The organism is Micromonospora sp. NPDC048930 (assembly GCF_043197935.1).
Lineage (GTDB): Bacteria > Actinomycetota > Actinomycetes > Mycobacteriales > Micromonosporaceae > Micromonospora.
Genome location: NZ_JBICUB010000007.1, coordinates 1 through 18,945 on the forward strand (window position 1 = coordinate 1; position 18,945 = coordinate 18,945).

Sequence of the window (18,945 nt, forward strand, 5' to 3'; positions counted from 1 at the left end):
GTCTCACTCATCGGACAGCCAGCAGCCCCGCCGACACGCCGCACCTGGTCCCGTTCATTCGTACCTACCTGGACCCCTGGACTCGTACGCCGACACCTGGCCGACCGAACGACGTCCCGGAGCAACAGACCACGGCGGTCACCAACCGCCAACGTAAGTGCCCGCGCCCCGGCAGGCATGAAGCACCTCCTCGGCCACGTCCCCAGGACGCGGCATAGGACCATTGGCGTCACGGTAGGACGCTCGGTCAGCGACAGAAGCGGGCGTCAGGAGCTCGACTCGCAAGACGCGCTGGCACAGGATGTGTTCATGACCGCTTCGAGACGAGATTCTCTCGGTTCTCGCGGCGGTCTGTGCCGCACGTTCGATGGAACCTTCATCCCGCAGGATGCGATCGATGAGGTGCGGCGACAGGGAAGCATGTACGCGCCTTCAACCATCTGACCGCACCTGATCAGCCGCATGTGTGCCAATGCGCCTGACCACAACGCTCGCACGACGACCTTGAACGGCTGGCTGACGGCCGCTACCGCCGCCGAGGAAGCGGGGAGCCGCGCCGCGGGTAGAAGAGCGCGTACCGAGCTTGGGGAACCCGCATTGACCTAGATCGTGATTCTCATATTGTCCACAGTGCTCCGCGCAAGGCCTGCAAAGTCCTCGAGGGCCTGGTCGTTCACGATCCAGACGGAGTGAAGGCGGTCCTCCGGGCGAAGCCGCGTCAGGAGCAGACCCTTATCGACAGCGTTGGCAACAATCTCCCCGCTGGAGTCGAGTCGACACGCAAACAGCGGTGAATCGGTGACGACGACTGGCACTAGGACGACCACCCTTGGACCTTCTCGGTGACCCTCTGGCCCGGCTAGGTCGCGCTTGACTCCGAGTACCGCGCTGTTGACCTGCTGGACAGCCGCAAAGGCGTCATCCCTTTGAGCGGCCGTACTGACTCGGTACGCGATGTCCCCGACATGAGATATGACGGGCATGTCATCCGCGGAACGTGCTTCGGTCAACTTTGCTTGGTCGTAACCCACGATGTCCAGGCTCTCGAAGTGCGGTTCTGAGCGGGTGAACCTATCGTCGCCGATGAACATGAGCCACGGCTTGTCCGAGTGCTTGCATTCGAGAACCAAGCGGAGCTCCGCCGAGCCCGTGCCGGGATATAGCGACGTTGCGCTGGACGAGTAGGCCAGCACATCCACCTCACGCAAAGCGTCGGTCTTCACGTCAATGTATGATCTAGCCTGCTCTACTACGAAGCCTTTGCGCCGGAACGTACGGGCCACCTGCATCTCCAGCGGGTAGCCGCTATTGCTCAGGAACTTCTTTACGAAGTTCAGGAGACTGTCCTCGGCCACTCGGTCATTCTCGCACGCAGCGCGGGAAAGGCCCAGCCAGCCCCAACTAACCGAGCCCCTTATGACGAGCGCCTGGGGCGCACGACTGCCGGCAACGACGCGCCCGAGCCGGCTTGGTCGGCAGGTAGCGGACTCATCCTCACATCGGCAGGGTCGAGTGTTCGCTGCACGTTTTCGCTGCCCAGGGTCGGGGTAGCGGCTCTTGGAGTAGAGGAGCTGGCCCTGGGGAGACCGGATCATGGCCGTGAGCGAGCTGACCGCGGGTCTCGACCTGCCAGTGGACCTCCAGGCGCCGGCGGCGGCGCGGCGGATGGTGAAGACCACGCTCACCGCGTGGGGATTCCTCGACCCGGAGTGGGTCGAGGACGCCGTGCTCGTCGCCGACGAGCTGGTCGCCAACGCCGTGCGGCATGGGGGTGGCCGCCTGGTGCTGCAGGTACATGCAGACCGGGATCAGGTGACGATCTCGGTGGCTGACGGCTCGGCAGCCGCCCCCCAGCGCCGCGCCGCCGACAGCGACGGCGGGCGCGGCCTGGGGATCATCGAGGCACTGACACAGCGGTGGGGCGTACAGGACCACCAGGGCGGCAAGCGGGTATGGGTTCTTCTCCTGCCGCCTGCAGCTGCCCCGGCCGATGGAGGTGCCCCAGCTCCGCTCGGAGCCCAGCGGTAAGCTGCTCAGCCGGCCAGGCTCGTCCTGCGGAACAAGGCGGGATTGGGCCGGCTCGACCGGTCACGGGGGGAACCGTTCGAGCCGGCCCCCTCACGCTACACCCGCCCACGCATCAACCCGACCCGGCCCGATTACCCGGCGGTAAGCGGCGCCCTTCACGTCACTCGCCGGCTGGTGTTCACGAGGCGGTCACCGACAGTCTCAGGGCGGGCGCAATGTGTTCGATGATCGGACCGTCACCGAACGGATAGTCGAGGATGATGTCCGCCTCGCGGCAGTGGTCCCTGGGGGTGCAATCGGACGCAGACATCTGGTCCCCGCCGGTAGCCGCGCCTAACTGGATGTCGATACGGCGCAGATCCGGGTCCTCGGGTCCGGGTAGCCGGCCGACGATCACGGCAACAGGCGATGCATCGACATGGTCGAGCGGCGACGTTTCCTCTCCGACGAGGATCGGCTGGGGACTGCTGTGCAGGCACCGGCAGGGGCGACCTCGGGCATGCAGGGCTCGGGTGAGTTCATCGGCGAAGCCGATCTGACGGGGTTGGGCCCCTCGGACGGCGATCCGGAAGCTTCTGCCGTGCGCTGAGGCCACGATGACATCGGCGATGGTGGCCATGACACCGCGGCGCCGGGCCAATGGGGCAGGCTTGTCCATGGGCAGCGGGGTCGAGCCGGTCATTTGTTTGCCTCTCTCAAAATCCTCACCTACCGGTCCGGGACGTCATCCTGAGCCGACGCGTCGTCCCAGCGCCGCACGACGAGCGCCGGGCGGTTCCACGGGCGCATCCGCCAGCGTCGGCCGGTCCGCCCTCCCGGTCGCTGCACTGCCGTGGCCCTGGCGAAAGGGTTTCGGGCTGCCGGAGCACGGATTGCCGCACCGCGGCCGCCCCTTCCGTGCGACCGCTCTTGCGTAGATCGGTAGCGGCCTGATGCGTGCCTGGGGGCCGCTCAGGCTCGGATGCTTGGTTCGGATGCCGGCACTGGCGCGGTTTCGCGCACCGGCTCGGCGGCATCCGACGCCGGCGCGAGGCCCGGGCCCTCCGCACCGGACGCACGGTCCTCAGGCAGCGTTACCGCGCTGCCGATGCTCTCGCGCGGGTGAACGTCGCTGGTGACCGGCCATCGCCGCCACCGCCCGACGCTTACGACACTGACCAGCAGCAACCCGCCCAGCAACAGGCTGACTCCGGTGCGCAGCGGCAGGGTCGGGTCGGCGGTTCGGCCGGCCACCGACATGCTGGCCGGGAACACATCCAGCACGGCGTCGGGGTTGACCAGCAGGGCCAGGTAGCTGGCCGTGTAGACGCCTCCGGTGAGCACGGCGCCGGTGGGCGACAGCCGCAGCGTCGCGATGAGGCCCAGCAGCAGCCCCGCAGCGGCCAGGCACAGCGCCGGGCCGGCGAAGACCCCGTGGGTGAACCCGCCGGTGCTGGCCTGATCGGCGAACGCCTGCAGGGACCGCTCCTGCCCGTACGCGAGCAGCAGCCAGGCCAGCGGCGCGATGACGACAGCGGCGATCATGGTCCAGACGTGACGCACGCCGGACACCGTAACCACGTCACCGCCCGCCCACGTCAGGCCAACCCATGCGACGCCCTCGAATTCTCGCCTGATGCGGAAACCGCGCGGCGCGCGTAACGGGCCGGCACGGGCATGCGCCCGCCGTGCGGCGGGCACGACTCCTACAAACGCCTACCCTGGAGCGTCTCGGTGACGGCCCGCCAGGACTCGCGGCCGCCGCCGGGTGTGGACTCGTCGCCGCGAGGCGCCTCGTCATCCCCTAGGACGACAGTGCCGCCGGTTGGCGTGCTGTCGGCCGGTGTGCTGTCCGGCGGTGCCTTCTCAGGGGTGCCGCTGGCGCGCGGCGCGTCTCGGTCCCGGTCGTGGTCGGTGAGGATCCTCCCGCAGTAGGGGCCAATGTTTGCTTCCCCCTCTGCGGTGGCGGTGAGGCGGTCCAGCATCGCCGGGTCCATCGGCGGGCCATCGGGGTTGTCCTGGTGAGTCCGGTAGGCGCGACACAGCTGGACGATCGGCGGCGTGTCCCGCCCCGGCTCCGCGCCGCTGGTGGATGGGGGCGCGCTGGGGGTCGGTTGCGCACCAGCTGATGAGGCGGCGCCCCGCTCGTGGGTTGGGGTGCCGACGGGGTCGCCGTCGTTGGTTCCGCCTTCGATTGGGTCGGACGGTCGGGGCGCCGGAACGCCAGCCCCGGAGAGCCAGTCGTGAACAATCTGCTGCATGGGCGGGGGCAAGGTGCGGGCGTGTGCCGCCCACGCGCTTCCTGCCACCAGCAGGGCCGCGACAGCGGCGGCAAGCTTGACCACTACTGCTGTGCACATGCTGGCGCGCCGCCTGGCAGGGCCGGTGCGCAACTCGGGGCGTGTCTGCCGGAACGCCTCCATGACCGCGTCCTGGCCGCGCATCTCATCTGGTTGCGCCGGCCCGGCAATGGTGTGCAGAACCTCTGCCAGCGCCCGCCGGTCGGGGCTGACCGGCCCTCCACCGATCAGCTGTTGTGCCTCCTGTCGGCCGATGCGCGGCGGTCGCCGTCGCACCGCTGTCACTGCGGTGTGCATAGCGTGAGTAAGAGCGAGCCAAGCGTTCACCGCGTTACCTCCCCAAACGCCAGCTCGGCTCGCCGGCCAGACGCGCCGCCTGCGGTCGCGAGCGGCGGGCTGCCTGTCGGGCCAGGACCTCTGGGTGGCGGGCGAGAGTGCGCAGCCCGCGCATCGTCGCCAGGCGCACCGCGCCGGGACGCTTGCCCAGCACCTGCGCGGTCTGCGGGACGTCCAGGCCGGCGACGACCCGCAGCATCAGCGCCTCGGCCTGGTGGCGGGGCAGGGACGCGAGGACACGCAGCGCCCATGCCAGATCCAGTCCGTCAAACACTTCCTGCACGGTGTCGTGGACGCTGGCCCGCTCCTGCAAGGCCTCGTCGTCCGGGCGTTCCAGCCGGCGACCCGCCCGGCGGAGATAATCCACCCCGCGGTTGCGGGCGATCCGGAACAGCCAGATGCGAAACGCCACCGCGTCGCCCCGAAAGCGCGGCAGGTCGCGTACCGCTTGCAGCCAGGCCTCCTGCGCCACGTCGTCGACGGCGTCACCGACCATGACCCACAGGTAGCGGCGCACGGCCGGCTGCAGCGTGTGGAACAGCGCGGCAAAACCGGCCTCGTCGCCGTCCTGCGCCGCCGACAACGCGCCGTCCAGATTGTCTTCGTGCATGTGGCGACGCCGCCCCCATCGGTACCGCTCGGTCTGCTCGCACCGGCCGACAAGCCACGCACGCTACACCTCGTGGAACCGCATTCGACTCGCGGATCCTCCCAGCCGAACACGAGCCGAACAATTACGGCATTTGCCGCGGCGTCCCTGGTGGGTGCGGCCTCGGTGGTGTCCGGTAGACAACAGCTGGAAACGCTGGCCAGCGCCGATGCGCCCCTTCAGGTAGCCGGGGCAGATGCAGCTGCCCTTCCCCTCAGCGGCTGGGCTCTGGTGTTTCCCCCCAACACCGAGCCCCACCTGCCCCGGCCCACCACATTCCCAGGCCGACCCACGCCGCAACATCATTTCGCCCGACGCCCGCAACGGCACAGCACCGCTCCCTTGGCAGGAACCAGGACCGCAAGCAGGGGCCATGGTTCAGGCGCAAGGGCTGCAGGGAAAGATGGCGCCGCAACGGCAAGCGTCGCGAAACGCATCGTGGTCGATGTATCAGGATGGGATCATGGACGGGCAGATGGTATCCGGCCGCTACCGGCTTCAGGCCGTGCTGGGCCGCGGCGGGATGGCAACAGTCTGGCGCGGCGTCGACGAACGACTCGGACGCCCCGTCGCGGTCAAGCTGCTCGACCGCGCCGATGCGGCGGACCCGACCACGCTGCAGCGGTTCGACCGGGAGGCCCGCACCGCCGGCCGCCTCACCCATCCCAACATCGTGGCCGTGCACGACGTGGGCACCGATGACGGCGTGCCGTACCTGGTCATGGAACTCGTCGACGGGACCAGCCTCGCCGCGCTGCTCGCCGGCGGTCCGCTGCCGATCGACCAAGCGGTCGACGTCGCCCGCCAGATCTGCGACGCGCTCGCCGCCGCCCACGCCCAAGGAGTGGTCCACCGCGACATCAAACCGGCCAACATTCTGCTCACCGCCACCGGCACGGTGAAGGTCTGCGACTTCGGCATCGCCCGCCTCACCCACCAGCAGCAGGCCGACCTGACCGCCCCGCACACGGCTATCGGCACCAGCGCCTACATGGCCCCCGAACAAGCCAGCGGCACCGCGGTGGACGCCCGCACCGACCTGTACGCGCTCGGCTGCCTGCTGTACGCCATGCTCACCGGCCACCCACCGTTCACCGGCGACAATCCGCTCGCCGTGCTCTGGCAGCACCAGCACGAACCCGCCCCGCCGGTAGCGTCCCTGCGTCCCGACACACCCGCTCACCTTGACGCGCTGATCGGTCACCTGCTCGCCAAGAACCCCGCCGACCGGCCCGCAACCGCCACCGACGTGCGGAACCGGCTGGTGGCTGGCGCCGCGCGCCACACAGCGACTGCCCCACCGCCGCGCGCCGCGGTCCCGGTGATCTCCCGAACACGGACACTGCCGGTCGTCGACCGCGCCGACGCACCACCGGCCGCCCTCGGCGGTCAGTTCCGTCTCGGCCCAGCCGGGATCGCCGCAGCCGCCCTCGGTGCCGCCGTCCTCGCCGCGCTCACCGTCGCACTGATCCTCACCTCTCAAGGCGGCGGCACGGACACCGCCTCGACGGCTACCGGCAGCCCACCCGCCGTCAGCACGACCGCCGCCCCGGCGGGCAATCCCGGCACCGACCCGTCACAGCGCATCGCCGCCGTCCGCGCACTGATCGATGATCAACGACAAGCTGGCCACCTCGACGCCAAGACCGCCAAGGAGCTGACCGAGAAGCTGGACGAAGTCGACCGGGAACTCGGCGACGGCGACCCCGGCAAAGCCGCCGAGAAACTGGCCGACCTACGCAGCAAACTCGACAAACTGCACCGCGACGAAAAAATCAACACCGCCGGATACGACGCCGTGCAGAACAGCCTCAACCAGCTCGCCGACACCCTGCCACCGGCCGAGAAGGACGACAACGACCGCTGAGCCCTGCCAGACGACGCAGGACGTTCAACCCTCGTCAGCTCCTCTCACCGTGACACGGGTCGCGACGAACTGCGGTCCCGGCCCCCACCGGGGGAGACTGACAAGCCAACAGTCGGGTCTTTCATCAGGCCCCAGAGCCCTGACTATCGGCCACCCGACGGGGTTAGCTCAACGGGAACGGCAGCCACCCTTGCCCAGGGCAACCCCACAGTGCCCCGCTGTTTCAGTCTCGGCCCTACCGATACGGATGCAGGGTCAAGACGCCGCCTCTGCTGGACTTCGGCTGCTCGCCATCGAAGGCGTCAGCAACCGACCACCACCGCTCCGATCCGCTCGTGTTCAGACCAACCCTCTGATACCTGCCGCATCACCTGCGCCTGCAGCTGCTGCGGATCTAGAGCGAGGAGGCGACACGACCGGCACAGCGCCGGTAACGCATTGTCGGCCTCTACCGGATCGCTCGGCTGGCAGCGGAACCCCACCGGTACCTCTTCTGATACGGGAAGGCAGTACTTCACGAGTGTCCCAGTACGCGCACCCATGAGGAGTGCCTTGACGTGTTGCGGTTGCATTCGAACCTCCTCGCCCCATGCGACGCCGGCGCCCTTGTGCCACAGTCGTTCTAACCGGCGACGAGAGGCTTCAATCAACCCGTCACGCGCGAGCTATGGACATAGCAGCCGCGATAGGCGGCCTCCGCCTGCGGCGACGCCGTTGGTCGCGGGTTAACAACGGCACATTCGCCCTCCACAAGCGACAGGCGACGAGCCCCCCGACGCCGTTACATCGAACTCCTACGGCACTCACCGCCGGAAGCGCCGACGCTGCAGCTGGAGACGACGCGGACCGCCTGAGGCAACCCGGATCCACCCCGCGCGGAGGCGCAACGGTTGCACGGGAGTTGGAGGAGTGGCGCGAGCTGGGCGAGGAGGGCGCCTCACCGCGACCACCTACACGGGCGCCGAGGAGGGCCTGCTGGCATAGATCGCCGAGTACGAGCAGCGCGCCGCCGAGGCCGGGATCCCCGCCGTGCTCCGCGGACGCATCGGAGATCCGGCCGTCGCGGCGTGGCAGGAACTCGGCGACGAACGGCGGCGTCTCAAGCTCGACCAGGTAGGCGTTCCTGCGGCACACTCACCCGCTTAACGTCTCAGACCGGGGCAGAAATGCGGACCCGGTCTGAGACCTTCTTGCTGACGAGTCGTGGATGACAGTAGAACCTTCTTACGCCCCAGCGTCTGTGATGACGGCTCCGACCGTCCGGCGGTCCTCGCGCGGTTGCCAGGTTGGCTCGGCTTGGAGGAACGACCGGGTATCGATCTCGAGCAGCCCGAGCAGCACCTCGGCGACGATGCGGCCACCGACCGGCCCGAGGTGTTTGCCCTCTCCCGCCTTGCCGGCCTCGCCGAGGATGTAGAACCACAGTGGAGTGGGGTCGAGCGTGCTACCGATTTCCGAGCCGGTCAATGGTTGTTCCCCCGTCGCTCGGGCGACGTCCTGGCCCGAGGGCAGCGCGAGGTGTTGGCCGCGCTTGAGGTTTCGGAAGGCAAGCGAGTGCATCCGCATGTCAGGATCGCCGATGTGCGGCAGGTCGAACAGTTCGGCACTGAGTCGCGTGTTGATCAGGCGGCTTGGCTGCGGTGTGCGGTCTTGCTTGGTGGGGAAGAAGAGGCTCCAGTCGATGGTCGAGTCGGCGTCTCGCGGACGGAAGCCTCGGAGGTCCTGCCCGGGGTTTACCGCGTCGCCGGGAACGAAGATCGGACGGGCCGGGACTGCGTCGTTGAGTGCGTAAGTGGGCCGAATTTGGCTATGGCCGAAGCGGAAAGCGGCTGCCGAGAACTCGACAGGCATGTAGGGATTGTTGCGAGGCTTGTAGAAGCGCCGCTTGATGTCGGGCGGCGAGCTCGGCTTGTCCATGTGTTGCTTCCACTTTGGCCAGACCTTGGTCATCGTCTCCTCGCCAACCAATTTTGGCAGAAAGTCGAAGGCCACCAGCCACTGGTAATGCCATCGAGTGAGCCGCTGAGCAGCCTCGAACTGGTGACGTTGAAGCTCGTCCTGCGAAAGCGGCGCAGTGGGGGGTTCCACCTCGGTGAGCAGCTTGTTGTGAAGCTTCAGGAATGCCAGCTGCACCTGCGAAACGACAACGTTCTCGTCGTTGCGGGGATCACCGATCAGAGCGATGCCCTGCTTGTTGCGAGGCAGATCCTCAACGCCGTTGGCATTCGTTTCGATCAAAAGCTTGGTGGAGGTGCCGGTCGGCACCGACTCGTACTGGAAGGGCTCATCCGCCGGGCCAGAGCCGTACAGGGAGTCCAGGTCGAACCGCGGGCTGCGGAAGTCTCGCAGTGCGTCGGGATCGTCTTGGTGCTGGAAGCTTGATACCGGGTCGAAGGTCAGGTCATGGTCGAGGAACTGGCCGAAGTAGGTGTATCCGGCCGAGATCGAAGGGTTGTCGCCGTCCTGGATCGGCGCAGATGCGTTCCATCCGCCGGAGGACGACTGCTCGCGCATCGCCTCGGCGAGCTGTTGAAGCTGATCATCACCGTAGGACGGTGCCGGCTGGAGACGCCGGAACAGCCGCCCGAAGCGCCCTTCATGCAGCGGCGACAGCAATGCGTCCCTACTGCCACGAACCTCGGAACCGTGAACTCGCATACGAAATCTCCTGACAAATTGATGGCCGGAACCTCATGCGCCCGCGCTGAGGCGAGTGGAACCGGGTGGGCAATCGGCGGCAAGCGGCAAGCCCCCCAGCCCTTTAGGCCCTATCGGCTCTCCCGGCCCGACGCCGAGCGGAGCGGCCGACGACGACAGGCAGCACGTCCCTTGACCTCGCCCTCTCCCGCCACGCGTTCGCCCTTCCACTCTATCTGTTCCCGATCGAGAACACCCTACCCTACTGTTCTCTATCGGGAACGCGCTAGCGTGGGAGAGAACATGCTGCTGCTCTCTGACCTCGAACTCGCCCGGCTGGACTCGCCCGGAACTCCGGACGCACAGCTGGTCATCCAGCTCGCCCAGCGAACCCTCGACGAGATGGCCATGCAGCCGCCCATCAACCACGAGATCGTCGCGTCGATGCGAGACATCATCAACATCGAAGAGGACCTCATCCCCTGGGCGGGCTGCCTCGTGCCAGGGCCGGCCGGCCTGTTGATGACCCTGCGGGCAACGGACTGCCGGGGCAAGAAGCGCTTCACCGCGTTCCACGAAGTGAGCCACACCTTCCTGCCCGGATTCAGCGCCGCCGCCCAGTACCGCTGCGACCCGGTCACGCCAGAGGCCAGCCGCAGCGGCCACCCCCACCTCGAGACGCTCTGCGACCTCAGTGCCGCGGAGCTGCTCTTCCCTAGCAGCCCGTTCCTCAGCGACCTTGCCGGCAACACGCGCAGCATGCGGCTCGTTGAAGCCTTGGCCGACCACTACGACGGCAGCTTGGAAGCAACCGCCCGCCGCCTTGTATCGCTACACCCGGAGTCGACCATGCTCGTCGCGTTGGAGCCTGCATGTAAGCCGAGTGACCCGCACGCCCAACCCGTCCTGCGAGTGCAGTGGGTGCACGCCAGCGGTCGCTGGCTATTCGTGCCGAAGCACAAATCAGTGCCCGACGACAGCCCATTCGGGCGGGCCCTCGACGGCGACCGCGTCGAAGAGACGGCCTCCCTCGGCATTCTCGTCAACAGCGCCACCGACCCGATCCACATCAGCGCCGGCTGCTACCCGTACACCGACCATCGAGGGGAGCAACACATGCGCGTCCTCGCACTGATCACACCTGCCCGCCCTAAGCCAGGGATAAGCCGTGGACACTGACCCCGGCATCCCCGGCAAGCCGGAAGACAGCAGCGAGGGCAGCGTCGGCGGCAGGATTCGCCGGTACCGGCAAGACCGCGCGCTCAGTCTGAGCCAGCTCGCCGAACAGGCCGGAGTGAGCAAGGGCTACCTGTCGACGCTTGAGAACGATCCCCAAGCCCGACGACCCTCCGCCGAAACCCTCTACACCATCGCCCGAGCACTCGGCGTAACCATGTCCGACCTGCTCGGACGAAAGCTACTCCCAGCAGCCGCCACCGAGATCCCCACCAGCCTCCGCGAATTCGCCGAGGAAGAAAAGCTCCCCGAGGCCGACGTCCGAATGCTCAGCGCCATCCAATTCCGAGGCGAACCCCCACGAACCAAAGAACGCTGGCGATACATCTACACTGCCATCCGAACGAGCGAAGCGATCGATAGGTGAACTACCTTAAGCACTGTTCCTAGCCGAGTCCGGCGTTCCGGTGCCATCACTGGACCCCAGCGCAGGGCAGCCGGGCTCCCCACCCGCTCCGGCTGCTGATCACGCAGGCTCGAAGCTAACGACGAGTGCGCCCGCTCGTTGATGCTTGCCCCATTCAGCACGCCTCACGGTCCGGCCATCTCTCGCGCCGACAATTGTCGACGGAGATGCGGTCGCGTTCCCGGGCAGTGTCGACGTAGCGGCAGCGGCCATAACGAAGCGTGGCAAACCCTCACGGAGGCCGAGCGTCTGCTCGCGGAGCCGCTTCGCCCCCGACTACGTACGTTCGATGACGACCTCGCGCAGATCCTCGGCAAGGTCGTCTGCGTGCTCACCGCCCGTAAATCCACTCCGTCCGCGCACCAGCACAAGCCCTGAACACCCGGCTGCACCGCCGACCTCGCACGCCGCCCTGCTGGTCGGCCTGCATCTCAACGAGCTGCCTACGCCTGCTGACCACGGGCACGCCCTCACCGACAAGGACGCAGCCGCGTCCCGGGCAGCCCGTCGATGTGCTCGTCGACGGGCAGCCTGTCAACGCTGTTGTACGAGGGGGCGACCCGGGCGCGGACAGCCAGGTGCCGAGCGCCGCCATCGCATTGAAGATCCGGAAGCGGAGCACAACCGGGCCATGGGAATGGCCGACTACCGGCCGGCGGCGACAAGGTCAGCCTGAACACCTCGCCGACGTCGCCGCCGAAGGTCCGGTAGGTAACGACCGCGACGACGCCGCCGCCTGGGTGGCCGGGTTGATGACGCGGCCACCCGTGCTCATGCTCATGGCCCGGTCGTTCCCTGCGGCCGGAGCGCCCGCCGCCCGGAACCGGACCGAGAACGCGCTGCTTTTTCGGGGACGCGTTCCTGCTCCCGGGCGGCACGGCCGCGGCCGTTCCACCGCTACCGGCCGGTCCCGTCCCCGACCCGGTTCGCCGGCGTGTGCGGTGAGTAGCAGGCGGATGGGTTTGGCGCACGTCATGGCTGCACGTCGAGGGGGTGGTGGGGCGGCGCCTGGAGCGTTTCCATGTCCGAGTGTGGCGGTGCCGGACTGCGCCACTGGGCGAGTAGCACGGTGGCGTCGTCTTGGAGGCAGTCGTCCTGGTGTTCGAGGATGGCGTGCACGAGCCGGCGGGCGGTCTCGGGCGGGGGCAGCTGGTCGGCGAGGGCTCGGGTGGCGAAGTCGACGAGCCGGTCGAAGCCGAACGTCTCACCGTCGGGTGTGCGGGCCTCGATGATGCCGTCGGTGTAGAGCAGTACCTGGTCCCAGGGCTCGAGGGCTTCCTCGACGACCACGGGTGGACGCCGATCACCCAGGGTGACGGGGAGCGCGGTCGGGGTGGGCAGGACCTTCACGACCTTGCCGTGACGCAGCACGATCCCACTCGGGTGGCCGGCGGAGATGACCTGCAGGACTCCGGTGCGTTGGTCGAGTTCGGCGAGCACGGCGGTGATCATCCCGAACCGGTCGTGGTCGCGGACCGCCTGGTCGATGTGGTGGTAGGTGGCGGTCAGGTCCAGGCCTGTGCGGCGGGCGTTGCGGTAGGCGGCCAGGGCGATGGACGCGAGCACGACCGCGCGCATTCCGCCGGCCGAGCCGTGCCCGGCCGCGTCGAACAACGCCAGGTGCGCGGTGTCGCCGTTGACCGCGTAGTCGAACGCGTCGCCGCCCACGTCGTAGCACGGCTCCAGGATGCCGCTGATGATCAGGTGCCCGGTGGAGAACGTCAGCGGCGGCAGCTGCGCGCGGAGCATCTCCGCGGCCAGTCGCATGGGCTGGCGGCGCCGGGTCCGCTCGATGGTGTCGCTGTAGAAGCTGCGCGTCACCACCAACTCCGCGAGCAGCGACGCCACCTCGCCGCACTCCTCGACCGTCTCGTCGGCGAGCGGATGGTCGGCAACCACTTCCAGCACGCCCATGCGTTCGCCACCATTGACCAACGGCACCCACACCCGGTGCCCGCCGTCGTCGCTGGCAGCGGTGCAGGTCGTCACCGTGCTGTATGCCCGGCCGGCCAGGGTGTCGTTGATTCCGATCGGTGTACGGGCCGGGCTGCTACCGCCCGGCAGCGGCAGCAGCAGCCGCTGCTGATGGTCGACCAGATAGATCACCAAAGCCGTCGCGTCCAGCAGCGGCGCCACCCGCATCGCCATCTGCGGTAGGTCCTCCGGCCGCGCATGGTGCACCTGCCGCAGCAGCTGCCGCAACGACTCCAAGCCGCTCACCCAGGCTCCCCCTGTTCCGACCCCGACCGATTGGCGCTCAGGGCGAACCCCCAGGGTGACACGCTCGAGGCGGACCATGCTCGGCCGGTGATGGTCGTCTGCGGCGCGGTGCGAACACCGCCAAGCAGCCGGGTCACCGGCAGGGCCCATCTGACGGCGCGGCCCCTGCTGCTTGAGCAGGCGGCCCACGCGTATCGTGCCGTTCACCGCGACGACCATGGTGGGCGACGCGGTGCAGCGGGGCTTCGAGGCGAGCTCGCCCGAAAGACCCGCTCTGAACTGCTGTTATTTGCGGTTGTGCAGCGGTGGCGGATTCGTGGATCACAGGTATCATGCCCGCCATGAGCACCGGCGGCTCTTCGCACGACAATGATCCACCCTCCGGTCATCTCCGACCCTGACGGCCCAGGCGTGTTGTGGTCGCAGCCCTTCTACCGCTGCCACGGTGACGGCGGTACGGCATGCTGTGGCGGCGCGGGTCGCTGCCGCGGGCCTGACCGGTGACGAGGCCGAAGACTTCGTCCTGGCCGTGCATGAACTCGTCATCAACGCGGTGTGCCACGGTGACGGCTCGGGGCGGGTAGAGCCTCGCCCCGGGGATGACTCGCTGGTCTGTGACGTGGTCCGACACTCGGGCGCGGGGTGCGGCTCGACCGGCCCCGCCCGCTACATCGAGGTATCGGCCGGGCGAGGGTGGTCGGAGAGCAGGCCGCACGCCGCGCGCAGTTGGTCGACCGAGCGGCGCAGCGCCGCGACGATTCGCTCCTCGAGTCCGGGGTCGAGCCGCGCGATCGGCACGGACAGGCTCACCGCGTCAACGGCCGGGCTGTGCAGCGGTGCCGCCACTGCGAAGCACACCAGGCCTTCGGTGTTCTCCTGGTTGTCGATCGCGTAGCCACGCTTTCGGATGGTCGCCAGGTCGGCGTACAGGGCATCGGGGGCGGCGATCGTGTGCGGAGTCAAGGCCACCAGTGGCCACGTCAGCAAACCGCCGACGGCCTCGTCGGTGCGCTCGGCGAGCAACACCTTGCCCAGCGCGGTGGCGTGCGCCGGCAACCGCCGGCCGATCGCGCTGTAGAGCCGCAACGGATGCACTGATTCCCGTTTGGCCATGTAGACGACGTACGGGCCGTCGAGGCGGCCGAGGTGGACGGTCTCGCCAAACTGCTGGGACAGGTCGTCGAGCACACCGGCCAGCAGGCTCACCGAGTCGTCGGTCTCCAGGTAGGCGGCGCCGACCTGGAGGGCGCGCACACCGAGCCCGAACCGGGTTCCGGTCTCGTCGCCCTCCACCCAGCCGCGCTGCATCATCGTCCGCAGGATGCCGTGCAGGCTGCTCTTGGGAATGTCCAGCGACCGCGACAGGTCGACCAACGACCGCCGTTGCCCCGAAGCGGCCAGCGCTTCCAGCACCTCCAGCGTGCGGTCGGCCGACTTGACCGGCTGGAACCCCGCCCCTGACACCACGTCGCCACTGTAGCGGGATTGACATGGCGCGAAGCAACGCTATGGTCATGTATGTGACCGACGTTCATGCTTCTGAACACCGACGCGGAGAGTGCAGCACCGTGGAGGCCATTGCCGCGGGCCGGATCCTCCCGGTCGTCGTCCTCCGGGACGCCCGGGCCGCAGCCCCTACGGGGCACGCGCTGATCGCCGGCGGACTCCGGAGTGTCGAGGTGACCTTCCGCACCGACGCGGCCGCCGACGCCATCCGCGCCATGTCCGAGAACCCTGACCTCCTCGTCGGGGCCGGCACCGTCCTGACCCGGGCCCAGGTGGACCGGGCCGTCGAAGCCGGCGCCCGGTTCGTCGTGAGCCCCGGCTTCAGTCCTGCCGTCGTCCACCACTGCCAGGCGCTGGGCATCCCCGTCTTCCCTGGCGTCGCGTCGGCGACCGAGATACAGATGGCGCTCGACGCGGGCCTCGACACGGTGAAGTTCTTCCCGGCGGAACAGCTCGGCGGCGTCGCGATGATCAAAGCCCTGGCGGGACCCTTCCGCTCGGTGCGCTTCATCCCGACCGGCGGTGTGAGCCCCGCAAACCTGCGCGACTACCTCGCCCAGTCCGCCGTCCTCGCGGTCGGCGGCACCTGGATGGTCGCCCCCGACCTGCTCTCCGCCGGCAAGTGGGACGAGGTCACCAACCTGACCGCCGCGGCCGTGTCCGCCGCCCGGGAATGCTGACGAGGAGCCATGTCGCCGTTCGACCTACGCCCCGCTGAGCAATGCCGCTACGACCTGGTCTCCCTCGGCGAGGTCATGCTCCGTCTCGACCCGGGTGAGGGGCGCGTCCGCACCGCCCGCAGCTTCCGGGCCTGGGAAGGCGGCGGCGAGTACAACGTCGCCCGCGGACTGCGCCGCTGCTTCGGGCTGCGCACCGCCATCGTCACCGCGCTCGCCGACAACGAGGTGGGCCGCTTGGTCGAGGACCTGATCCTGCAGGGCGGGGTGGACACGTCGTTCGTCAGGTGGCTGCCTTACGACGGCGTCGGCCGCGCCGTGCGTAACGGGCTCAACTTCACCGAGCGCGGCTTCGGCCTGCGAGGCGCCGTCGGCACCTCCGACCGCGGCCACACGGCCGCCGGCCAGCTGCGCCCCGACGACATCGACTGGGACCACCTGTTCGGCGAGCTCGGGGTGCGGTGGCTGCACACCGGCGGCATCTACGCCGCGCTGTCGGCGACCACCCCCGACACCATCGAGGCGGCGATGACCGCGGCGCGCCGCCACGGCACGATCATTTCGTACGACCTGAACTACCGGCCCAGCCTCTGGAAGGCGGTCGGCGGGCAGACGCGCGCCCAGGAGGTCAACCGGCGGCTCGCCCGGCACGTCGACGTGATGATCGGCAACGAGGAGGACTTCACCGCCAGCCTGGGCTTCACCGTGCCCGACACCGACGAGAGCCTGTCCGAGCTGGAGGTAGCCAACTTCCACCGGATGATCGAAGAGGTCGTCAAGGAGCACGACAACTTCCAAGTGGTCGCCACCACGCTACGGACCGTGCGCACCGCCACGGTCAACGACTGGGGTGCCATCGCCTGGTCCGCCGATACCGGATTCGTCGAGGCGACCCACCGGCCCGGCCTCGAGATCATGGACCGGGTGGGTGGCGGTGACAGCTTCGCCTCCGGTCTGATCTACGGGCTGCTGGAAGACGGCGAACTGGCCAGCGCGGTGGAGTACGGGGCGGCCCACGGCGCCCTCGCCATGACAACCCCGGGCGACACCTCCATGGCCAACCTGAAAGAGGTCGAGGCCCTGATGCGCGGCGCCAACGCGCGAGTACAGCGCTAATTGACCGGCCCGGCCAGCCCGGTGACTCGGGTGAGTCCTCGCTCGGTGACTTCTTCGGGTTCGCCGAAGAAGTCACCGAGCCGGAAGCCGTGGTCAAGGCGGTACGGCCGAGATTGATCTTCCAGAAGGCAGGACGGCTCGAGACCGACAGATAACCGCACGCAGAGACAGAGACCTATCACCTGGCCGCATCGCCGGGGCGCCCCAGCCATCAACTCGTTACCTGAGGTTGCTCAGCGCCCCCGCGCCGGGCAGATGACCACATCGATCTGCTCTGGGAGGTCATCCCGACTCGCCCGACCGCATCGCCGCAGGTCGGGGCATTCCTCTGCGTACGGCCTCGGTGAGCACTTCGGACGCGGTGACCACTTCGCCGAGCTGCACCCAATCTGGACCCACTCGTAACGCCCAAGGAGCCACTAACTCATTACCGCTTTGATCTGCGGACACTCGCCTGCCAGGCGATTATCAGGGCAGTGACGTCGCCGGCCACGAGGACCGTCGTCCGCTCCGCCGGAGGGCGCGGCGGATAACCGCGAATGTGCCGACGCCCTGGTTCTGGACGACCGTGCCGAGCGTTTCGAGGTTGCGGACGGCCTCCCGCAAGTTCCCCCGGCCGACACCGAACCGGTCGACCAGCTCACGCTCGGACGGCAGCCGGCCACCCTCGTCGCAGTGGCCCTTCCGGATGAGGCCCTCGAGTTGGGTCGCCACGGCGTCGGTGAGCTTGAGCTGGTTGACCGGCTCGATCTTGCTCGCCTGGTCAACCCAGGAACGAACCCCCGAACTACCCGGACCGGCCAGCGATCAAGCAGCCTGTCCCGCCCATTCTAGCCTCCGCCGGCGAGTCACCCCGTCATTCCCCGATGTTGACGCTGTACTTCTCGCCCGCGCCGTCGGCGATGCGTGCGCCGATGCCGGGCTCGTCGCTCGCCCAGACACGGCCGTCGGTGACCAGCGGCGGGTTGGCGAGGAAGCCCTCCCAGCCGAGGCCGCCGTAGGCGTCGAACTCGATGAACGGCGCGTTGTCGCAGCTGAGGATGACCTGCAGGCCGGCGTAGATGCCGATGCCGGTCCCCGACGAGCAGCCGATGTGCGGGACGCAGCGCAGGTTCCAGGCGCTGGCCATGTCCGCGATCCGTTTGAGCTCGGAGATGCCCCCGACGCTGGCGGCGTCCGGCTGGATGATGTCGAAGGGCAGCTTCGCCATCAGATCGATGTACTCGTAGCGGGTCAGCAGCGACTCCCCGCCGGCCAGCGGGATGTCAACCCGGTCCGCCAGCCACGAGTGGCCCGACACGTACTGCGACAGGCTGCGCGACATGATGGGCTCTTCCAGCCACGCCACCTGCAGGTTGTGGAGTTCCTTCGCGAGCGCCAGGGCGCCCCTGCGTTCGTAGGCCATGTTGGCGTCGACCATCAGGTCGATGTCCGCGCCGACGGCGCAGCGCACCGATTCCACGAGATGGACCGCCCGGGACAGGTCACCGTCGACCCGCAGCTTGATCGCCGTGTACCCGGCGGCCACCGCCTCCCGGGCCTCGGCGACGGCCTGGTCCACCGGCTTCAGGGACGGGGCGAAGTAGGCTCGCACCGAGTGCTGCGACGTCCCGAGCAGCCGGTGGACCGGCTGCCCGGTGATCTTGCCTAGCAGGTCCCAGAGCGCGATGTCGATGCCGCTCAGCGCGTACGTCTCGACGCCGCGGCGGCCCCACATGTGCGTCGCCCGCATCATGTCGTGCCACAGCGCGCCGATGTCGCGCGGGTCCCGACCGCTGATCAACGGGCCGAGCTGCCCGTTGATCAGCGGACCGACGGTCGGGAAGTACTCGGCCGAGAAGCCAGCCTCCCCGATGCCCACCAATCCATCGCTGGTGCTGACCTCGACGATGATGCCGCCCTTGGTGCTCACCGCCATCGCGCCCCACCGCAGCTCCTCTTCCAGGGGTAGCCCGACGGGATACGCCCGTACACCCGCGATCTTCATG

The 18,945-nt window shown here is 68.5% G+C and carries 16 protein-coding genes and 1 pseudogene; 7 read left to right on the forward strand and 10 right to left on the reverse strand.

The features are described 5' to 3' along the window. Positions 1–602 precede the first annotated feature (602 nt). A complete protein-coding gene (locus ACGFI9_RS19095; RefSeq protein ID WP_393179399.1) occupies positions 603–1,355 on the reverse strand; it encodes a hypothetical protein in 753 nt (250 codons plus the stop codon). 244 nt (positions 1,356–1,599) lie between these two features. Here ACGFI9_RS19095 and ACGFI9_RS19100 point away from each other — a divergent pair, with 244 nt between their 5' ends. Next, positions 1,600–2,028 (forward strand): ATP-binding protein, encoded by a 429-nt coding sequence (locus ACGFI9_RS19100; protein ID WP_393179401.1) that lies wholly within the window; start codon positions 1,600–1,602, stop codon positions 2,026–2,028. 178 nt (positions 2,029–2,206) lie between these two features. On the opposite strand, the gene ACGFI9_RS19105 is transcribed toward ACGFI9_RS19100, so the two are convergent. From ACGFI9_RS19105 to ACGFI9_RS19120, 4 genes are all read right to left on the reverse strand, one after another. Beyond that, positions 2,207–2,710, reverse strand: a complete 504-nt coding sequence (locus tag ACGFI9_RS19105; RefSeq protein WP_393179403.1) for a hypothetical protein — start codon at positions 2,708–2,710, stop codon at positions 2,207–2,209. 269 nt (positions 2,711–2,979) lie between these two features. Further along, on the reverse strand, positions 2,980–3,708 hold the full coding sequence (locus tag ACGFI9_RS19110) for a hypothetical protein (RefSeq protein ID WP_393179405.1): 729 nt from the start codon (positions 3,706–3,708) through the stop codon (positions 2,980–2,982). 5 nt (positions 3,709–3,713) lie between these two features. Continuing rightward, positions 3,714–4,604, reverse strand: a complete 891-nt coding sequence (locus ACGFI9_RS19115) for a hypothetical protein (protein WP_393179407.1) — start codon at positions 4,602–4,604, stop codon at positions 3,714–3,716. A 34-nt stretch (positions 4,605–4,638) separates the two neighbouring features. Beyond that, the gene (locus ACGFI9_RS19120) at positions 4,639–5,253 is read right to left on the reverse strand and encodes an RNA polymerase sigma factor (RefSeq protein ID WP_393179409.1); all 615 of its coding nucleotides are present in this window, start codon (positions 5,251–5,253) and stop codon (positions 4,639–4,641) included. Between the two features lie 502 nt (positions 5,254–5,755). Between ACGFI9_RS19120 and ACGFI9_RS19125 the strand changes: the two genes are divergently transcribed. Further along, the gene (locus ACGFI9_RS19125) at positions 5,756–7,159 is read left to right on the forward strand and encodes a protein kinase (protein ID WP_393179411.1); all 1,404 of its coding nucleotides are present in this window, start codon (positions 5,756–5,758) and stop codon (positions 7,157–7,159) included. A 1,224-nt stretch (positions 7,160–8,383) separates the two neighbouring features. On the opposite strand, the gene ACGFI9_RS19130 is transcribed toward ACGFI9_RS19125, so the two are convergent. Next, the gene (locus ACGFI9_RS19130) at positions 8,384–9,817 is read right to left on the reverse strand and encodes a heme peroxidase family protein (RefSeq protein ID WP_393179413.1); all 1,434 of its coding nucleotides are present in this window, start codon (positions 9,815–9,817) and stop codon (positions 8,384–8,386) included. Between the two features lie 282 nt (positions 9,818–10,099). Between ACGFI9_RS19130 and ACGFI9_RS19135 the strand changes: the two genes are divergently transcribed. Both ACGFI9_RS19135 and ACGFI9_RS19140 read left to right on the forward strand, forming a co-directional pair. Next, positions 10,100–10,975 carry an ImmA/IrrE family metallo-endopeptidase gene (locus ACGFI9_RS19135; protein WP_393179414.1) on the forward strand — a complete coding sequence of 292 codons (876 nt, stop codon included), beginning with the start codon at positions 10,100–10,102 and terminating at the stop codon, positions 10,973–10,975. Next, positions 10,965–11,399 (forward strand): helix-turn-helix domain-containing protein, encoded by a 435-nt coding sequence (locus tag ACGFI9_RS19140; protein ID WP_393179416.1) that lies wholly within the window; start codon positions 10,965–10,967, stop codon positions 11,397–11,399. The genes ACGFI9_RS19135 and ACGFI9_RS19140 overlap by 11 nt, the downstream gene beginning before the upstream one ends. A 1,011-nt stretch (positions 11,400–12,410) precedes the next feature. On the opposite strand, the gene ACGFI9_RS19145 is transcribed toward ACGFI9_RS19140, so the two are convergent. Further along, complete coding sequence (locus ACGFI9_RS19145) at positions 12,411–13,658, reverse strand: PP2C family protein-serine/threonine phosphatase (RefSeq protein WP_393179418.1); 1,248 nt, start codon at positions 13,656–13,658, stop codon at positions 12,411–12,413. A 397-nt stretch (positions 13,659–14,055) separates the two neighbouring features. Here ACGFI9_RS19145 and ACGFI9_RS19150 point away from each other — a divergent pair. Next, positions 14,056–14,238, forward strand: a pseudogene (locus ACGFI9_RS19150) (ATP-binding protein); the annotation flags it as partial. An 86-nt stretch (positions 14,239–14,324) separates the two neighbouring features. On the opposite strand, the gene ACGFI9_RS19155 reads toward ACGFI9_RS19150, so the two are convergent. Beyond that, a complete protein-coding gene (locus ACGFI9_RS19155; RefSeq protein ID WP_393179420.1) occupies positions 14,325–15,125 on the reverse strand; it encodes an IclR family transcriptional regulator in 801 nt (266 codons plus the stop codon). Positions 15,126–15,226: 101 nt separating this feature from the next. On the opposite strand from ACGFI9_RS19155, the gene eda reads away from it, so the two are divergent. Both eda and ACGFI9_RS19165 read left to right on the forward strand, forming a co-directional pair. Beyond that, entirely contained in the window at positions 15,227–15,844 is a 618-nt protein-coding gene (eda, locus tag ACGFI9_RS19160; RefSeq protein WP_393179422.1) for a bifunctional 4-hydroxy-2-oxoglutarate aldolase/2-dehydro-3-deoxy-phosphogluconate aldolase, read from the forward strand. A gap of 9 nt (positions 15,845–15,853) precedes the next feature. Then, positions 15,854–16,957, forward strand: coding sequence for a sugar kinase (locus ACGFI9_RS19165; protein WP_393179424.1), 1,104 nt, complete (start codon positions 15,854–15,856; stop codon positions 16,955–16,957). 468 nt (positions 16,958–17,425) lie between these two features. Here the strand turns inward: ACGFI9_RS19165 and ACGFI9_RS19170 are convergent, their stop codons facing one another. Together ACGFI9_RS19170 and ACGFI9_RS19175 are read right to left on the reverse strand one after the other, a co-directional pair. Next, the gene (locus ACGFI9_RS19170; protein WP_393179425.1) at positions 17,426–17,671 is read right to left on the reverse strand and encodes a FadR/GntR family transcriptional regulator; all 246 of its coding nucleotides are present in this window, start codon (positions 17,669–17,671) and stop codon (positions 17,426–17,428) included. Between the two features lie 142 nt (positions 17,672–17,813). Continuing rightward, entirely contained in the window at positions 17,814–18,944 is a 1,131-nt protein-coding gene (locus ACGFI9_RS19175) for a mandelate racemase/muconate lactonizing enzyme family protein (protein ID WP_393179427.1), read from the reverse strand. Position 18,945: the final 1 nt, after the last annotated feature.

Excerpts from the sequence above, each read along its gene's own strand:
- ACGFI9_RS19125 (WP_393179411.1), top strand. The coding sequence starts at position 5,756 with ATGGACGGGCAGATGGTATCCGGCCGCTACCGGCTTCAGGCCGTGCTG.
- ACGFI9_RS19115 (WP_393179407.1), bottom strand. The coding sequence starts at position 4,604 with ATGCACACCGCAGTGACAGCGGTGCGACGGCGACCGCCGCGCATCGGC.
- ACGFI9_RS19130 (WP_393179413.1), bottom strand. The coding sequence starts at position 9,817 with ATGCGAGTTCACGGTTCCGAGGTTCGTGGCAGTAGGGACGCATTGCTG.
- ACGFI9_RS19165 (WP_393179424.1), top strand. The coding sequence starts at position 15,854 with ATGTCGCCGTTCGACCTACGCCCCGCTGAGCAATGCCGCTACGACCTG.
- ACGFI9_RS19175 (WP_393179427.1), bottom strand. The coding sequence starts at position 18,944 with ATGAAGATCGCGGGTGTACGGGCGTATCCCGTCGGGCTACCCCTGGAA.
- ACGFI9_RS19135 (WP_393179414.1), top strand. The coding sequence starts at position 10,100 with ATGCTGCTGCTCTCTGACCTCGAACTCGCCCGGCTGGACTCGCCCGGA.
- ACGFI9_RS19105 (WP_393179403.1), bottom strand. The coding sequence starts at position 2,710 with ATGACCGGCTCGACCCCGCTGCCCATGGACAAGCCTGCCCCATTGGCC.
- ACGFI9_RS19120 (WP_393179409.1), bottom strand. The coding sequence starts at position 5,253 with ATGCACGAAGACAATCTGGACGGCGCGTTGTCGGCGGCGCAGGACGGC.